Source organism: Thermophilibacter immobilis (assembly GCF_015277515.1).
GTDB classification, from domain to species: Bacteria; Actinomycetota; Coriobacteriia; order Coriobacteriales; family Atopobiaceae; genus Thermophilibacter; species Thermophilibacter immobilis.
This window is the reverse complement of sequence record NZ_CP063767.1, coordinates 205,449-222,844: the sequence shown is the minus strand read 5'-3', so window position 1 is coordinate 222,844 and position 17,396 is coordinate 205,449. Positions and strand designations below refer to the sequence as shown.

15 protein-coding genes are annotated in these 17,396 nt (G+C 62.6%); 8 read left to right on the top strand and 7 right to left on the bottom strand.

Features of this window, described 5'->3' with window-relative positions:
- Window position 1: 1 nt before the first annotated feature.
- The 5 genes from INP52_RS01025 to INP52_RS01005 all read left to right on the top strand — a co-directional run bounded on the left by INP52_RS01025 (window position 2) and on the right by INP52_RS01005 (window position 9,034).
- Window positions 2-1,786 (top strand): ABC transporter ATP-binding protein, encoded by a 1,785-nt coding sequence (locus INP52_RS01025; RefSeq protein ID WP_194371621.1) that lies wholly within the window; start codon window positions 2-4, stop codon window positions 1,784-1,786.
- Window positions 1,779-2,525, top strand: a complete 747-nt coding sequence (locus INP52_RS01020; RefSeq protein ID WP_194371619.1) for an energy-coupling factor transporter transmembrane component T family protein — start codon at window positions 1,779-1,781, stop codon at window positions 2,523-2,525. The genes INP52_RS01025 and INP52_RS01020 overlap by 8 nt, the downstream gene beginning before the upstream one ends.
- Before the next feature lie 294 nt (window positions 2,526-2,819).
- Window positions 2,820-3,905, top strand: coding sequence for a Gfo/Idh/MocA family protein (locus tag INP52_RS01015; RefSeq protein WP_194371617.1), 1,086 nt, complete (start codon window positions 2,820-2,822; stop codon window positions 3,903-3,905).
- Window positions 3,906-4,245: 340 nt separating this feature from the next.
- Window positions 4,246-6,132, top strand: coding sequence for a DNA helicase RecQ (recQ, locus tag INP52_RS01010; protein WP_194371616.1), 1,887 nt, complete (start codon window positions 4,246-4,248; stop codon window positions 6,130-6,132).
- Window positions 6,133-6,499: 367 nt separating this feature from the next.
- Window positions 6,500-9,034, top strand: coding sequence for a ribonucleoside-diphosphate reductase subunit alpha (locus INP52_RS01005; protein ID WP_194371615.1), 2,535 nt, complete (start codon window positions 6,500-6,502; stop codon window positions 9,032-9,034).
- A 127-nt stretch (window positions 9,035-9,161) separates the two neighbouring features.
- Here INP52_RS01005 and INP52_RS01000 read toward each other — a convergent pair whose 3' ends face one another.
- Window positions 9,162-9,731 carry an NADPH-dependent FMN reductase gene (locus tag INP52_RS01000; RefSeq protein ID WP_194371614.1) on the bottom strand — a complete coding sequence of 190 codons (570 nt, stop codon included), beginning with the start codon at window positions 9,729-9,731 and terminating at the stop codon, window positions 9,162-9,164.
- 271 nt (window positions 9,732-10,002) lie between these two features.
- Between INP52_RS01000 and INP52_RS00995 the strand changes: the two genes are divergently transcribed.
- Window positions 10,003-11,061 (top strand): ribonucleotide-diphosphate reductase subunit beta, encoded by a 1,059-nt coding sequence (locus tag INP52_RS00995; protein ID WP_194371613.1) that lies wholly within the window; start codon window positions 10,003-10,005, stop codon window positions 11,059-11,061.
- A 566-nt stretch (window positions 11,062-11,627) separates the two neighbouring features.
- Here the strand turns inward: INP52_RS00995 and INP52_RS00990 are convergent.
- Window positions 11,628-12,191 (bottom strand): flavodoxin family protein, encoded by a 564-nt coding sequence (locus INP52_RS00990; protein WP_194371612.1) that lies wholly within the window; start codon window positions 12,189-12,191, stop codon window positions 11,628-11,630.
- A 141-nt stretch (window positions 12,192-12,332) separates the two neighbouring features.
- On the opposite strand from INP52_RS00990, the gene INP52_RS00985 reads away from it, so the two are divergent.
- On the top strand, window positions 12,333-12,605 hold the full coding sequence (locus tag INP52_RS00985) for a GNAT family N-acetyltransferase (RefSeq protein ID WP_194371610.1): 273 nt from the start codon (window positions 12,333-12,335) through the stop codon (window positions 12,603-12,605).
- Window positions 12,606-12,711: 106 nt separating this feature from the next.
- On the opposite strand, the gene INP52_RS00980 is transcribed toward INP52_RS00985, so the two are convergent.
- From INP52_RS00980 to INP52_RS00960, 5 genes are all read right to left on the bottom strand, one after another.
- The gene (locus INP52_RS00980; protein WP_194371608.1) at window positions 12,712-13,620 is read right to left on the bottom strand and encodes a PTS system mannose/fructose/sorbose family transporter subunit IID; all 909 of its coding nucleotides are present in this window, start codon (window positions 13,618-13,620) and stop codon (window positions 12,712-12,714) included.
- Window positions 13,617-14,444: a PTS mannose/fructose/sorbose/N-acetylgalactosamine transporter subunit IIC gene (locus tag INP52_RS00975; RefSeq protein WP_194371607.1), complete on the bottom strand. Its 828-nt coding sequence runs from the start codon at window positions 14,442-14,444 to the stop codon at window positions 13,617-13,619. Before INP52_RS00975 ends, INP52_RS00980 begins: the two co-directional genes overlap by 4 nt.
- A 72-nt stretch (window positions 14,445-14,516) precedes the next feature.
- Complete coding sequence (locus INP52_RS00970; protein WP_194371606.1) at window positions 14,517-15,014, bottom strand: PTS system mannose/fructose/N-acetylgalactosamine-transporter subunit IIB; 498 nt, start codon at window positions 15,012-15,014, stop codon at window positions 14,517-14,519.
- 60 nt (window positions 15,015-15,074) lie between these two features.
- Window positions 15,075-15,503, bottom strand: coding sequence for a PTS sugar transporter subunit IIA (locus INP52_RS00965; protein ID WP_194371605.1), 429 nt, complete (start codon window positions 15,501-15,503; stop codon window positions 15,075-15,077).
- A gap of 14 nt (window positions 15,504-15,517) precedes the next feature.
- Window positions 15,518-16,405, bottom strand: coding sequence for a class II fructose-bisphosphate aldolase (locus tag INP52_RS00960; protein ID WP_194371604.1), 888 nt, complete (start codon window positions 16,403-16,405; stop codon window positions 15,518-15,520).
- A gap of 199 nt (window positions 16,406-16,604) precedes the next feature.
- Here INP52_RS00960 and INP52_RS00955 point away from each other — a divergent pair, with 199 nt between their 5' ends.
- Window positions 16,605-17,393 (top strand): DeoR/GlpR family DNA-binding transcription regulator, encoded by a 789-nt coding sequence (locus tag INP52_RS00955; RefSeq protein ID WP_194371603.1) that lies wholly within the window; start codon window positions 16,605-16,607, stop codon window positions 17,391-17,393.
- The last annotated feature ends 3 nt before the right edge of the window (window positions 17,394-17,396 follow it).

Genomic DNA, 17,396 nt, shown 5'->3' with positions numbered 1-17,396 from the left:
CATGCCATCCACCACAGCACTCATCGAGATGCGCGACGTCTCGTTCACCTATGCGCAGGCAGACCGGCGCGCGCTCGACCAGGTGAGCCTGTCCGTGGGCGCCGGCGACTTCGTGGGCGTGATCGGCCCGTCAGGCGCCGGCAAGTCCACGCTTGCGGCCGCCCTGTCTGGCGCGATCCCCCATCACTTCACCGGCGAGCTCTTTGGCTCCACGCTCGTGGACGGCCAGGACACCTGCGAGGTCAGCCTCACCGATATCTCGCACGTGGTGGGCAGCGTCCTTCAGGACATAGATACCCAGATGGTCTCGTCCGTGGTCGAGGACGAGCTCCTCTTTGGGCTCGAGAACTTCGGCGTGGCCCACGACCAGATCGAGGGTCGCCTGGCGCGGGCCCTGGACACCGTGGCCATCCCCGATCTGCGCAAACGCGAGATCGCCACGCTTTCCGGCGGTCAGAAGCAAAAGGTCGCCATCGCGGCGATCCTGGCCTTGCGCCCCCGCGTGCTCGTGCTCGACGAGCCCACCGCAGCGCTCGACCCCGCAAGCTCGAAGCTCGTCTTCGAGACGCTGCGCACCATCAACGAGGACGAGGGCATCACCGTGGTGGTGATCGAGCAGAAGGTGGCGCTGCTCTCGGAGTACTGCAGGCGCATCCTCGTCATGAACGAGGGGCGCCTCGCCCTTTCGGGGACCCCCCACGAGGTCTTCGCCCACGGCGAGGAGCTCAGGCGCATGGGGGTGGATAGCCCCCGCGTGGCACGCGTGTCCAACAGCCTGGTGCAGCACGGCGTCGCCGCAGCCGGCAACGGGCCGTGCCTGAACGTCGCCGAGGCCGAGCGGTTCGTGGGCGACCTCGTGGCGGGGCACGTCTCGCCTGTCGCGGCGGACGTCGGACCCGCACCCGCCGCAGGCCGCACGGACTCTCCGCACGCGCCCGTGCGGCCGCACGCCCAGGGGGCCGAGCCCGTGGTCAGCCTCGTCGACGCCTGCTTTGCCTACCCCGGCAGCGGTGACGCCGTCCGCGACCTCTGCCTGACCGTCTACCCCGGAGAGCTCGTGGGAATCGTCGGGCAGAACGGGGCCGGCAAGACCACGCTGACCAAGCTCGTGAACGGCCTTCTGCGCCCCGCGTCTGGCGAGGTCCGCGTAGCCGGCCTCGCCACGCGCGAGACTCCCGTCTCCCAGATTGCCCAGCACGTGGCCACCCTCTTCCAGAACCCCGACCACCAGCTCTGCCGTGACACGGTCCTTGACGAGGTCGCCTTTGGACCAGAGTTGCACGGAGTGACCCCCGAGGAGGCGCGCCGTCAGGCCGCTGCGGTAATCGAGCGCTTTGGCCTGCCGTCCAACGAAGCGCCCTTCTCGCTGTCGCGCGGGCAGCGGCAGATGGTGGCCCTTGCGTCCGTGGTCGTGCTCAGGCCGCAGGTCGTCATCTTGGACGAGCCCACGAGCGGCCTGGACTATCGCGAGTGCATGACCGTGATGCAGACCGTGCGCGAGATGGCTGAGACGGGCTGCGCCGTCATCATGGTCTGCCACGACATGGAGGTCGTCTCGGACTTCGCCGAGCGCATCGTCGTCATGGCCGACGGCCGCGTCCTCGCGCGTGGCGAGAAGGACGGCCTGTTCGCAGACGCCGACCTCATGCGTCGCGCGAGCGTGGAGGCGCCCCAGGTCGTCCGCCTGTCCCAGGCGCTCGCTGCGGGCGTCTCGCCCGAGTTCGCCGGGATAAGCCAGGTCTCCGGCATCGTCGACCTCGTCCAGGAGATGGTCACCCGTGATTAACGTCATCGACTACGTGCCCGGCGCCACCGTGCTCCACCGCCTGAACCCCGTGACCAAGCTCGCGCTCGCGGCCGCCATCATCGTGGCCACCTTCCTCGCACAGACCTACGCGGCCCTGCTGGGACTTTTCGCGCTCACGCTCGCTCTGGGTGCCTATGCAGGCGTTCTGGGGCGTCTGGGGTCTCTGCTCAAGCTGCTCGTGCCGCTCGCCGTGGCGATGCTCCTGCTCCAGACGGCCTTCATGCGCACGGGCGAGCCGGTCTTTGCCTGGATCACCATCGACGGCCTGGCCACGGGGTCCAAGGCGTGCCTGCGCCTTCTGGGCGTGGCGCTGCCGCTCATCCTCGTTCTCACGGTCACCAAGCTGGGAGACCTGGCCAATGCCTGTGTCGAGGTGCTGCACGTACCGTACCGCTACGCGTTCACGTTCACCACGGCGCTGCGCTTCGTGCCCGTGTTTGGCCAGGAGATGAACGCGATCATGGAGGCGCAGACCGCCCGCGGCGTGGAGTACGACACCAAGAACCCCCTGAAGAAGCTCCGGCTCATGCTGCCTCTGTGCATACCCTTGTTGGTGAGTTCGGTGGGCAAGACCGACGCCACGGCGCTCGCCGCCGAGCAACGCGGCTTCTACCTGCGCTCGCGTGAGAGCAGCTACAAGCGTTACCCGCTCGTCGCGCGAGACAGAGCCGTCCTGGCTGCCTGCGTGGCGCTTATCGTGGTGGGCGCACTGTTCTAGGGGCTGACGGAGTGCCTAGCGCTCAGGGCTTCCTTGCCGACCATACCCGAACGCCGATTTGAGGCCATTTTGGACACCAGATCGGGCGTTCGGGTATGGTTCGTTTTTTACACCTACCCCCAGATGAGACCCAGAGGGGCCATGGGGATGAAGAGCACGATGATGCAGCCGCCCATTGCATCCCTTTCATCGGGGATTGCCCCTCCATGCTACGACTCCGACCGTCGCCCCTGCGCGCCCTTTCGCGTCATACTGTCTGGTAACACGTTGTTGGATGCTCGATAAGGAGGTCCCATGGCAGATTCCAATTCCACCGCCGCTCCGCTCGATTCGGCCGCCGCCGCGAAGGCGGCCTTTGAAGACGTGAGCGAGCGCCCCTTCCCCACCGACGTCTTCACCGCGCCCCACCTGCGCTGGGCCGTCATCGGTTGCGGCGTGATCGCCAACCAGATGGCGCAGTCACTCGCGCTGGCGGGCCGCTCGCTCGAGGGCGTCGCGAACCGCCACGTGGGCAAGGCCCGCGCCTTCGCCGAGCGCTACGGAGTCCCCAGGGTCTACGAGAGCTTCGAGGAGCTCTACGCCGATTCCGACATCGACGCCGTCTACATCACGACGCCGCACAACACCCATATCACCTATCTGCGCGGGGCCCTCGCGGCCGGCAAGCACGTCTTGTGCGAGAAGTCCATCACGCTCAACTCCGCCGAGCTCAACGAGGCCCGCACTCTCTCCCACGCCCACGGCGTCGTGCTCATGGACGCCACCACAGTCCTTCACATGCCACTCTACCAGGAGCTTCTCCGGCGCGCAAACGCAGGGGAGCTCGGTCCTCTCAACCTGGTCCAGCTCAACTTTGGCAGCTACAAGCCCTACGGGGACTTCACCAACCGCTTCTACAGCCCCAAGCTCGCCGGCGGAGCGATGCTCGACATCGGCGTCTACGCACTCTCGCTCGCGCGCCTCTTCCTGGCGAGTCAGCCCGATGAGGTCGTCTCTCTGGGCAACCTCGCCACGACCGGCGTGGACGAGGAGGGCGGCATCGTGATGCGCAACGCCGAGGGTCAGCTCGCCACGGTCACGATGTCGCTTCACTCCAAGCTGCCCAAGCGCGCCGTCCTCTCCTTCGACCGCTGCTACGTCGAGGTCATGGAGTACCCCCGTGCCGACACCGCCACCATCGTCTGGACCGAGGACGGCCGCCGCGAGGTCGTGCGCGCGGGCACCGAGGGTTACGCCCTGTGCTACGAGATGGCCGACCTCGAGCGCGCCGTCGCCGGAGACGCCGGAGCACGCGGGCTTTTCGACTACGCCTCTGACGTCATGGCGCTCATGGACCGGCTGCGCCGCGAGTGGGGCGTCGTCTACCCCGAGGAGCGCTGAGCTCGCAGGCGCCTGACAGGACAGTGCGGCACGCAGTAGCCGAGAAGTGCCGCATGCGCCCCGCATAGCCAGGGTCCGCTCTGCCCGGCGGGGCAATCGCCGCGTCACTCTCAACAAAATCGCCGCATGTGCCCCGCTACGCATAAGCTTCCTCGTTGCGCGGGGCGCTTACAGTGTTTCTCGGTTGTGGAATGCCGCATGTGCCCCGCTGCGCACTTCTCCCTGCCACAAGGCGGGGCATATGCGGCACCTCTGAGACACATCCCCTCTCGTTGCCATAAAATCCACGACCGAGGCGCACAATAAACAGCCGTCCGCCACGTCCCAAGGAGCTTGTCGCATGCCGCAGATCACGCCCGCCCAGGTGCTCAAGGAGACCTTTGGCTACGAGGCGTTTCGGCCCCACCAGGCTCAGATCATCGACGCAGCGCTCGCCGGCAGAGACGTGCTCGCTGTCATGCCCACCTCGGCCGGAAAATCGATCTGCTACCAGATTCCGGCCCTCATGCTCGGCGGCCTCACGGTCGTGGTCTCGCCGCTCATCTCGCTCATGGCCGACCAGGTAGGGGCTCTGCGCCAGTCGGGCGTGGCCGCGAGTTGTCTCAACTCGGCTCTGGGTGCCCAGGAGCGCGCCGACGTGCTGAGCGCCATGGCCGCGGGCGCGCTGAGCCTGGTCTACGTGGCCCCCGAGCGCCTCGACGACCAGCGCTTCCTCGAGGTTGCCGCCAGCTGCGGGGTAAGCCTTCTCGCCGTGGACGAGGCCCACTGCATCTCCCAGTGGGGAAACGACTTTAGACCCAGCTACCAGCGAATCATTGACTTCGTGCACGCGTTGCCCGCGCGCCCGCCCGTCATGGCGCTCACGGCCACGGCCACCCGCGCCGTCCGCGACGACATCGCAGGTGCGCTCGACCTCGCGAGCCCCCTCGTGGTGGTGGCGAGCTTCGACCGCCCCAACCTCTCCTTTGCCGTCGAGCGGCCTCGCGGCCGCGCCGAGAAGGACCGCGCCCTCGTGTCCTTTGCCCGCGAGCGTTCCGAGCTCTCCGGCATCGTCTACTGCTCGAGCCGCCACGCCGTCGAGGAGGTGTGCGACGCCCTCTGCGACGAGGGTCTTCTTGCCACGCGCTACCACGCCGGGCTCTCGGCCGCCGAGCGCGAGCGCAACCAGGAGGACTTCCTCTACGACCGCCGGCGCATCATGGTGGCCACCAACGCCTTTGGCATGGGCATCGACAAGTCCAACGTGAGCTATGTGGTCCACTACAACCTGTCCCTCTCGCTGGAGAACTACTACCAGGAGGCGGGCCGCGCCGGACGCGACGGCACGCGCGCCGAGTGCCTGCTGCTCTACTCCCCCGCCGACGTCCACACCGCTGAGTTTCTCCTGGACAGAAGCGAGCGCGACGACCTCACGGCCGGGCAGGCCGCCGAGCTGCACGAGCATGACGAGCGACGCCTGCGCCAGATGGTCTTCTACGCCACCACGACCGACTGCCTGCGCGCCCACATCCTGCGCTACTTTGGTGAGGAGGCGCCCGCATACTGCGACAACTGCTCGAACTGCCTGACCAGCTTCGACGAGGTGGACGCCACCACCGACGCCCTCAAGGTGGTGAGCTGCGTGGCGCGCATCGCCCAGCGCGGCCAGAGCGCCGGGGCCGCCGCCGTGGTGGACGTGCTGCGCGGCTCTCGTGCCGAGAAGATCTGCCGGCGCGGCTTTGACACCCTGTCCACCTACGGCATCATGCGCGACGTTCCCGCCCGTCGCCTGCGCCAGCTCATCGACGAGCTGGTCTTTCGCGGCGTGCTCACGCGCTCGGGCGGCACCTATCCCACGCTGGGGCTCTCCGGCGCGGCCAGAGGATTCCTGCGCCGAGAGGCCCCCTGGGACGCCCCCCTCATGCTCAAGGTCACCCAGGGTGCGCCACGGGCGGAGCGCTCCTCCTGGGCACCCGCGCGCGAGAAGACCCGCGCCGCCGCAGACGTCTCGGAACTCGACGCCGCCGGCCAGGAGCTCTACGAGCGTCTCGCGGAGCTGCGCGGCGAGCTCGCCCGCGAGCAGGGCGTCCCCGCGTACTTCATCTTCAACAACACGACCCTCGTCGACCTGTGCGCCAAGCGCCCTCGCACGACCGAGGAGCTCCTGGGCGTCTCGGGCGTGGGCGCCAAGAAGGCAGAGCGCTACGGCGATGCCTTCCTGGGGCGCATCAACGCCGCGCAGTCGTGACGCCGTCCCCGGCCTTTCGGGTTTGGGTTTGCGGCGGCGATCCCGTTGAGTACACTTCCTACAAAAGTGCAGATAACCCCGCTTTTAATTTCGTTTCGTATGATTTGGCGCCGTCGGGTGAACCCAAACTCAAATCGGGGTTTGGGTTCACTCGTGGCTACGAAAGAATCGTCCTCTGGCAAAAGACCGGCATAGGGCGACGTGGCTCCTCTGCACGGCCGGTACCACTAACCCAAATCCGTAAGAATGGCCACAAGAGGATGTGGGAGAAAGCTATAAAGACACCATCCATGGGGTTTTCGTCCCTAAATTGCCACTTATCAACTATCATTGCGTCAGCCACACAAGATGACAGGAGAACGATCACATGAACATAGTCAAGCGTGACGGGCGCAACGAGCCCTACGACGCGAACAAGATTACCGCGGCCATGGGCAAGGCCTTCGCCGACGTGGGCGAGGCCCCCAAGGCAGGCGAGCTCGAGGCGCTTCTCGCCTCCGTCGAGGACGAGCTGGGCACGGGCGGCGCAAGCGTGGAGGGAATCCAGGACCTCGTCGAGCTCGCCCTGATGGAGCACGGCCGCTACGACGTGGCCAAACGCTACATCCTCTACCGACACCGCCGCTCCGAGCTGCGCAGCGCGCGCCAGGCGATCGCGCGCGAGGCAGCCGGCGACGACGCCGAGCTCACAGACGCGCTGGACGCCGTCCTCGACCGCGTCCAGCACGACTTCCCCGACGAGCCTTACGCGCTGCCCACCCTCCTGGGACGCTTTCGCGCCTTCCTCAAGCCGCACATGGATGACGCCGAGCGCCTCGAGGCCCTCACGCGCGCGACCGTGGAGCTCACCACCCAGGACGCCCCGCGCTGGGAGATGGTCGCGGGACGCCTGCTCGCACTCTCGTTCGACCGCGAGCTCGCGTCCGCCTGTGAGGAGCGCGGCCTCTCCACCTTCTACGACAAGGTCCGCTACCTCACCGACCAGGACCTCTACGGCTCCTACATCCTCGAGCGCTACACCCGCGCCCAGATCGAGGAGGCCGCGGGCTTTCTGCGCCCGGAGCGCGACGACCTCTTCACCTACTCAGGCCTCGACCTCGTGCTCAAGCGCTACGTCATCCGCACCCACGATCACGTGGCGCTCGAGAGCCCGCAGGAGATGTTTTTGGGCATTGCCTTGCACCTGGCCATGGAGGAGCCGGTCGAGACGCGCATGGACTGGACCCGGCGCTTCTACGACACCCTCTCCAAGCTGGAGCTCACCATGGCCACGCCCACGATGAGCAACGCCCGCAAGCCCAACCACCAGCTCTCCAGCTGCTTCATCGACACCGTGCCCGACAGCCTCACGGGCATCTACCGCAGCGTGGACAACTTCGCCCAGGTCTCCAAGTACGGCGGCGGCATGGGCATGTACCTGGGCAAGGTTCGCGCCACAGGCGGCTCCATCCGTGGCTTTTCGGGCGTGGCAGGCGGCACCACCCGCTGGATCCGCGTCATCAACGACACCGCCGTGGCCGTGGACCAGCTGGGCGTCCGGCAGGGAGCCGTGGCCGTCTACCTGGACGTCTGGCACCGCGACCTGCCCGAGTTCCTCCAGCTGCGCACCAACAACGGCGACGAGCGCATGAAGGCCCACGACGTCTTCCCTGCCGTGTGCTACCCGGATCTCTTCTGGAGGATGGCCGAGGAGAGCCTCGACCAGGACTGGTACCTCATGGATCCGCACGACATTCTCACCGTGAAGGGCTACGCCCTGGAGGACTACTTCGGCGAGGAGTGGGAGCGCCGCTACCGCGGCTGCGTGGCCGACCCGCGTATCGAAAAGCGCGTGGTCACGATCAAGGATGTCGTGCGCCTGGTCCTCAAGAGCGCCGTGGAGACGGGCACGCCCTTCGCCTTCATGCGCGATACCGTCAACCGCGCCAACCCCAACCCGCAGGCCGGCATCATCTACTGCTCCAACCTCTGCACCGAGATCGCGCAGAACACGAGCCAGATCGAGGAGGTCAGCCGTAAGATCGTGAACGAGGACGGAGATACCATCGTGGTCACCACCACGCGCCCCGGCGACTTCGTGGTCTGCAACCTGGCCAGCCTCACCCTAGGCCACCTGGACGTGGAGGACGACGAGGCCTTGGGGTACGTGGTCGAGACGGCTGTGCGCGCCCTGGACAACGTGATTGACCTCAACTTCTATGCGCTGCCTTATGCCAAGCTGACCAATCGCCGCTACCGCTCGATCGGCCTAGGCGTCTCGGGCTACCATCACATGCTCGCCTCGCGCGGCATCGACTGGGAGAGCGAGGGGCACCTGTCGTTCGTGGACGACGTCTTCGAGCGCATCGCCTACCATGCCATCGACGCCTCCGAGCGCTTGGCCGAGGAGCGCGGCTCATATCCGCTCTTCGAGGGCAGCGACTGGGCCACGGGTGCCTTCTTCGAGAAGCGCGGCTACGACTCCGAGCGCTGGCAGGCCCTGGCGAATCGCGTGGCCACCCACGGCCTGCGCAACGCCTACCTGCTCGCCATTGCGCCCACGAGCTCGACCTCGATCATCTCGGGCACCACGCCCGGCATCGACCCGGTCATGCGCAGGTTCTTCCTCGAGGAGAAGAAGGGCTCCATGCTCCCGCGCGTGGCCCCCGACCTCTCGCCCGAGACCTACTGGTACTACAAGCCCGCGCACCACATCGACCAGAGCTGGAGCGTGCGCGCGGCCGGCGTGCGCCAGCGCCACATCGACCAGGCGCAGTCCATGAACCTCTACATCACGAACGACTATACCATGCATCAGGTGCTTAATCTCTACCTGCAGGCCTGGAAGGTCGGCGTCAAAACCGTCTATTATGTGAGAAGCAAGTCGCTCGAGGTCGAGGAGTGTGAGAGCTGCTCCTCGTAGACGCTCGGACCGGTACCCCCGCGCCCTCTAGGGGGCACGGCCTTGCCGCACGAACAACGGGGGCGGGCCCATCAGCTGGGCCCGCCCCCCAATTACGACAACGTCCCACAACCGGGCGGAACCCGGCTCAGCGGGCGTCAGACACCAGGTGAACCCATCGATCAAAGGCGGCCACGTACCGCCCGAGGAACGAGCGCGTCGACTCGTCGGTGAGTCTTCCCTCGTCATCGAGCAGAGAGGCTACCTCACGGACGTAGGCCTCGGGCTGCTGCAGCATGGGGACGTCCAGGAACATCATGACCTGGCGCAGGTGATGGTTGGCACCAAAACCGCCGAGCGAGCCCGGGGAGACGCTGACGATTCCACTTGGCTTGCCCGCCCACACGTTCTGCCCATAAGGTCGCGAGGCAACATCGAGCGCGTTCTTGAGAACGGGAGGGATTGAGCGGTTATATTCAGGCGTGACAAACAGGAACCCGTCAAACGACGCGACCTTCTCGCGGAAGGTCACCCAGCTCTGAGGCGTCCTTCCCTCGTCATCGTAGTCCTGGTTGAAGATGGGCAGGCCATCGATGTCGACCAGGCTCATGTCGAGCCCCTCCGGGGCCATACCCACAATCTCGCGCGCGATAGCCCGGCTGAAGGACGCCTTCCTGAGGCTGCCGACCAAGACACCTATCTTCTTCGCTTCACTCATGTGCTACATCTCCTTGTCTTCGTGCGGGACATCGGCGTCCGTCCAGGGGACACCTTCTACAACATACTAAGGGGATACCCTCTTCGCACCTTTTGAACGGGTGGAGGTCAAACAGGCCGCGACGAGCGGACAGCTCGGCGAGGCGCGCCAAACGGAAGTCGGCACGTGCAAAACTGCTCTGCCGAACGCGCATTCCCACCTATGGGTTATGCTTTAATGATAGGCAAGGCCGTGCAGACAGTGCTTCCTTTGACACGAAAAGGGGTTTTCCATGACAGACGCAGCCCCGCTCGATCTCACGCGCAAGCCCTTGTTCAACCCGGAGGGGGACACGGATATACGGGACCGCCGGATGATCGGCGGCAACACCACTAACCTCAACGACTTCAACAACGTGAAGTATCCCTGGACCACGAGCTGGTATCGACAGGCGATGAACAACTTCTGGATTCCGGAGGAGATCAACCTCGCGCAGGACGTCAAGGACTATCCCAAGCTCGAGCCGGCTGAGCGGGATGCCTACGACAAGATTCTCTCGTTTCTCATCTTTCTTGATTCCCTGCAGTCCGCAAACCTGCCCAACGTGAGCGAGTACGTCACGGCCAACGAGGTGAATCTCTGCCTGCACATCCAGGCGTTCCAGGAGTGCGTGCACTCGCAGAGCTACTCCTACATGCTCGACACCATCTGCAGCCCCGAGAAGAGAAACGAGATTCTCTACCTCTGGAAGACCGACGAGCGCCTGCTCACGCGCAACACCTTCATCGGCAACCAGTACAACGAGTTCATGGACCACAAGGACGCCTTCACGCTGCTCAAGGTCATGATGGCCAACTTCATCCTCGAGGGCGTCTACTTCTACTCCGGGTTCATGTTCTTCTACAACCTGGCCAGAAACGGCAAGATGTCGGGCAGCGCCCAGGAGATTCGCTACATCAACCGCGACGAGAACACGCACCTGTGGCTCTTCCGCAGCATCATCCTGGAGCTGCAGAGGGAGGAGCCCGGGCTCTTCTCCGACGAGAACGTCGCCGTGCTGCGCGGCATGCTCGAGGAGGGCATTCGCCAGGAGATCGCCTGGGGCCAGTACGTGATCGACGACAAGATCGCCGGTCTCACGCACCAGATGGTCGAGGACTACATCCTGTACCTGGGCAACCTGCGCTGGCGCTCCCTGGGCTTTGGGACCCTCTTCGAGGGCCACGACGAGGAGCCCGCCGACATGGCCTGGGTCAGCCAGTACAGCAACGCCAACATGGTCAAGACCGACTTCTTCGAGGCGCGCTCTACCGCCTACGCCAAGTCCACGGCCCTGGTGGACGATCTGTAGGAGCTGCGGGGACGCATCAAAACCTGGCCGGGGGTCGTTTTGCACATAGTGCGGCGGCCCCCGGTTTTCTCGGCAGCGCAGGAGTCTGCGGAACCCCATCCCTAGATTCGAACCCCAAAAACCCTCCAAGACCTCAAGAAAAATATTTATGTCGCCTCAGGTCGTACATAAATATCTATAAAACACCGGGTCGCCAGTCGACAAACGGCTAGCATCCATTATTTATGTACGAGTGCGATTATAAATAAATAATTTAATCAATGGGGATCAGGGGGCAGCACGAGCAGAGATGCTCTCCCCCGAGCTCTCGACCGCAAAAGCCCCCCCTGCGTGGCACCGTAGTCGCGAAAGGCACCGCTCGGCTCGGTGTTGGTGTAGACCAGTCGGCCGTGAAGCGGCGCGCCAGATTGCAGCACGGACCTTCCCTCTCTGCCTAATCCCCATAGGCTTGGAACTACTGCTGAAAGGCCATTGTGACGTGCGTTGAAATCAGGCAGAGAGGGTGACGCGAGAAGTTAACGTAACCGTCGTTGGCGGCGATTACGCAGAGGGTCCGGACACGTGTCCTAGCGGATGAAGTTCGTCTGCACGCTCTTGGAAGCCGCTGGCAGCTCGATGCCCGCCGCGCGCCCGGCCTCGATGCAGCGAAGCATCCACGCCATGTTGGCACCCAGCTGCCGCAGGATCTCGACGCCCTCCTCGTCGCGCAAGACGTCCTCGGCAGCGACGCCATGGATCAGGGGCCAGTAGAACGAGCTCACGAGCGGCATCTCGGCGTACTCGGGGTACTTGGCAAGCGCATCGAGCGTGGTCGTGGTTCCCGCGCGGCGCGCGGAGGCGAGAATGGCGCAGGGCTTCCCGGCCAGAAGATCGCGCGACGCCCTGCCCCAGAGAAGATCGAGAAACGTCTTGGCCTCGCCCGAGGGGCCTGCCCAGTAGACCGGCGAGCCAATCACAAGGCCATCCGCGTCAGGAAGCAGCCCCAAGGTGCGGCTGACCGCGTCCGCGTCCGTCACGTGGACAACCTCGGAGTCGATCCCCTGCTCACTGAGCACGTCAGACACGATGCCGAGCCCCGTGTAGGTGCAGCCCTTCGCACGACGACTGCCGTTGATCATCACTACGTTCATGTGCGCTCCTTCTGCCGGGTCCATTTGACGGCAACCATATACCTAGCGCCCCGCCTCCATCGTGCTGACGCACCCCGAAATTACTGGGTATGCTACGAAGCATGGCAAGCTCGTCCGTGACCACCGCAGGAGGGAACCCCTATGAGCTTTGAGACACGCGATAACGCTGTCGTCTATCTTGACGAGAACGGAAGCACGCTTGCTGAGGCGACGTTTCCCGAGGAATCCGCTGGCATCGTAAACATCGACCACACGTTCGTGGACCCGTCTTTGCGCGGCCAGGGCATGGCCGGCCAGCTCATGCGCCATGTAGCCGATGCACTGCGCACTACCGGACGCCGGGCGCACCCCACCTGCTCCTATGCCGTCACCTGGTTCGAGAAGCATTCCGAAGAAGGCGATCTGCTCGCCTAGGGTTGTTTTTTTGACCCCCAGGGGGACTTTCATCTGCCTTCTTCCAGAAAGGCGGCGGTCACAGAGTCTTCTGTGACCGCCGCCTTTCATAGGCTAAGCATGCGAGCTATACGATTCCCAGCAGGCCTAGCCCCAGGCCAATAATCATCGTACCAATAATGAGCCAGTTGACACTTACGTTCTTCCTCAGCAGCTTGAGACAGCCAAGCGTGTAAAGAATGGGCACGAGCCCCTTGAAAATGGTATCCAAATAGGTCTGGATCATGACCGGATCGCCCTGTGGCAGGGGGATGGACAAAATCATGTTGAACTTCACAAAAGACGCGGTCATGGCACCAATCATGAGCAGGCCCAACGTTCCGGCGAGCTTTGTCAGGATGCCCATCAAGCCACCCTCATAGAGCTTGGTGATGAAGCTCGACCCCACTCGATAGCCCAGGACGGTCAGGACCCAGCGACAAATCCAGGAGGGGACGTTGTAAATGAGAAGGAACGCAATGGGTCCTAGCACAGTGCCGTTGTCGGCACAAAGTGCCATGCCCACGGAGGCAGCAATCACACGCAGAACGCCCCAGAATATTGCGTCTCCAATGCCCGACATCGGCCCCATGAGAGAGGCCTTGACCGAGTCAATGGAGTGCGTGTCAAAGTCAGGCTTCTCGGAGTTCTCCTTCTCCATGGCCGCAACGAGACCCATGCAGAACGTTCCCACGTTTGAGGTAATGTTGTACCAGGTCGAATGCCTCTTAAGGGCATCGCAACGCCCCTCCTTCGTGGGGTAGAAGCGTTCGATGGCCGGCCAGATCGACCACATAAAGCCAGAAGCCCCCGCACGAGCACCGCCGCAGTACATGGCGAAGACGTTGAACGAGTGCCAGAAGATTCCATGCAGCATCTTCCTGTCCTCGTGTGAGAGGTCCTTGGTGGAGAGGGAAATCTTCTGACTTGCCCCGCTTTGCGACCCGCCGCTCTCGGGGGAAATCGTTTGAGTCGTGCTTGTCTCCTGAGTGCTCATGCGAAGAAATCCTCCTCTTCAAGTTCGGCCGGCGATGTGGCTCCACCCGATATTCCCTGTTCACGTAAGGTTCTAATCTGATTCTTGATATCGAACTCCTGCATGTCGCGCAGGCCGGTCACAACCACGACAACGGCACCCACGGCGGCCACCGCAATCATCGGCATGTTGAGATACGTGAAGAGAACAAAGCCCAGCAGGAAGAAGATGGCGGTCTTATTGTCCCAGAGCATACGTAGCAGAAGGGCCATGCCCACGGCGGGAAGCAAGCCTGCAGCAGCATTGAATCCGTTAGTCACCGCAGCGGGGATAACGTTCACAAGGTTTGCCACCGGCTCGGCACCCACGTAAACGCCAAGAAACGAGGGGACCGCAAATGCGGCATTCATAACAACGGCACCACCAAAGTGAACGAGAGCCACCTTGCTGCGCTCGCCCGATTCAGCCGCCCAGTCAATGAGTGGCGCCCAGAATGACATCAAGACGTTGAATATGAGCGAGTAAATGAGATTTGCAAAGACAGCCACGGCGACACCAAGGGTAATCGCAATGCCCTGATCCATGTTCATCTGCGTTACGAAGCAGATGGCCATAACCGTACCAGAAACCGGCTCAGCAGACGTTGCACCACCAACGTTGACACTGCCGATAAAAATCGCCTGGAGGGCCGCTCCGATGATAATGCCCGTTGTGACGTCCCCAAAAAGAAGGCCGGCCACCAGACCCACCCCAAGAGGCTGGTCGAGCATGGGCTGACCAAATGTCCATTGCACAAAATAGCAGATAAACCCGGCGAAAAACGCCATGAGCGCAGGACCCAACATGCCAAAGCTCCTTTCATATCGACTGCATATAACCGCACCCCCGCACACCTAGAACGAGGAGATGCATACCTCCTAAAGTTTGGCGAGAAGATCTGAGACCTTCGTCTTAGGATCCAAGACGCCCACCTGGTGCACGACGGGCATGTCAAGCTTGCAGAGTTCCCGAGCTGCATCGAGCTCCTGGGGATTGAGGGTGACCCCCGTTGTCAGCAGAACCTTTGAGGCCTCGTCCGAGCGATCAAAACGTCCGACGTTCGCTATGTTGATGCTTCCGATCTTGTCAGGCGCTCCCTGGGCAAGGCGAAGTGCGTCCGCGACGCTGTCCGTGAGCGCAAAGATGCGCATCTGCCCACCACGAGGGTCATTGACCACCTTGACGGCGTCATCAACACTGCGAATGAGCAGTTTCTGCCCTTGGGGGCAGGCCATCTTAAGCGTGGCTGCCTGCGTCGCATCAGATGCGGCATGGTCGTTGGCCACGACTATCCCCTTCGTATTGAGCTCTTTGCCCCACATAAGCGCGACCTGCCCATGGATTAGCCGGTCGTCAACGCGCAGCTGTACGATCATGTCCGTCTCCCGTCAGTAAAAACCCTTGCATCCCACACGCCGACTGACATGTGGACGCCTTTACGCGAAGAAGCTATCCTCGGTCTCCTCGTCCTCCCGTGCCTCAGGCTCGACGCTTATACGTTGCAACTGCGCCGACGCCGTAGCAATAACCTCGTCCACCACAGCTGGTGTCAGAGGCTCATCGGACAGCAGACACCCCAGAACGGCAATCAGATTGAATCCCGTAACATGCGTGATGCCGTGTTTCTCTGGCTGAAGCGTCAGTACCTTGTTGCAGACGCTTCCCCCCAGCAGATCCGTAAAGATGACCGCATCGTCTTCGGGCCCTACTGAGTTGATAAACGCCTCGACGACAGGCGTCTGGTCGGACTCATCCACGTAGAAGTCAACAGCAGTGAGCGCGCTCACGTCGCCCGTCAGAATCTTTACGGCACTTTTCATGCCGCTTGCTACATGACCATGAGATGCAATAAGAATCTTTCTCATACGACATCGTCCGCCTAAGCAAGGGGGGCTGCGCCATTGGCGAATACCTTGACCACATGTCCAAACGTCTGGACAAAGCTCTCGTAGGCGGCAACCGTCATGTCATGCCAGTAGACGATTGCATCCGAACCCTGCTTGGTGCGATCATCTATGACTGAGCGCACCGCCTCGCCGGCGTACTTGGCCCCATAGGTGTAGTAGTTGATCTTGCGAATTCCAGCGTCAATGGCGCTCCGATAGTCATCGTCTGAGACACCCGAGCCGCCGTGCATGACCAGAGGTACCTTAATGCGCTTGCGAATCTGCTCCAGCACATCAAAGTTAAGATGTGGCTCTCCCCTGTAGATACCATGCACCGTACCAAAGGAACAGGCCAGTATGTCCAGACCGGTACCTTTCACAAAGTCGGCTGCCTGGTCAGGATCGGTGTAGATGGCCCCGGCCTCCTCGGCCGTCCCGCCCTCGTCACGCTCTCCCCCCTCACGCGAGCCCATGGATCCGAGCTCGCACTCGAGTCCCGCCCCATACTCGACGCACATCTCTGCAGCGCGGCGAGAGTACTCGACATTCTGCTCGTAGGGGAGCGTCGAGCCATCGAACATGACCCCATTGAATCCCAGGTCGAGCGCGCGCTGCGCATAGGAGAGATGCTCACAGTGATCAAGGTTAATGCAGATCTGCGCACTTGAGCGCTCGGCGAGCGCGACGACGGCAGGTGCAATGGTCTTAAGCGGGACAACGCCCTCGTGTGCCTCGGCATGCTGGATGATGATGGGATAGCCCGTCTGCTCGGCCACGTCAATGGCGGCTCGGACCGCCTCCAGGCTTGCCGAGTTTACGGCGGCAAGCGCCATGTTGTTCTGCTCGGCAATCGCGCAGATATCTCGTAGGTTAGTTAGCATGTCCTGTTCCTTCCTCTTTGTCAGACCCAAAGCGAACTTAAATAGAACCATTTTTCGGTTTCAAATATACACGTTTATTTTCGATAAGTACCTCTTATGACCGTTTTTCAAAATAGTTTGGTGAGCGGTTTGTTTTGATTCGTAAGCGGTATGCTAGCCGCAAGATATAATTCAAAACGAATCCATCGAGAGGCACCCTATGGCCGAGAATCGCTCCTACTACCTCGAAGAGCGTCAAGAGCTGATTCTTTCTCAGCTGGAAAAGGATGCCATCGTACGCGTCGCCGACCTCAGCGCCCAGCTTGGCGTCTCGACCGCCACCATTAGAAAAGACATCCGCAGCCTTGAACATGAGGGCAAGCTTCGCAGAACGCATGGAGGTGCCATTAAGCCCGCAGCTGATAGCATCGAGATGAACGTGGACGTGGCAGCCTCGCGCGCTCACGCCGAGAAGGTCAGGATCGGCCGTCAGGCTGCCCAACTTGTCTCGGACGGGGACACGTTCTTCGTGCAGTCGGGCACAACGTGCACCGAGTTTGTGCGCGCGCTGCGTAACAGGCGCAACATCACGATGATTACCAGCGACTATGCTATTGCCATGCTCGCCGAGCAGATCCTCAAGGACAGCTCCGTTATCACCTTGGGAGGAACGCTACGCATGGGGTTTCATTATGCCCAGGGGTCCGAGACGCTCAAGCAGCTCGAGAGCTACTATGTCCCGACAGCCTATATGTGCTGCAACGCCTTCTCCTTCGAGCACGGCTTTACCGCGCATCGCCTCGAGCAGGCAGAGTACGTGCGCACTCAAATCAGGGCGTCCGAGCGGCACATCATGCTCCTTGACTCGACCAAGATAGGTTCGAGTGCGCTCACGCAAGCAGCCAGCCTTTCTGAAATCGACTGTCTCATCACCGACTCGGCCGTAAACGATGCCACACGCACCCGGTTTTTGGAGGAAGCTCCCAGCCTCGAAGTCATCTACGCATAGCCT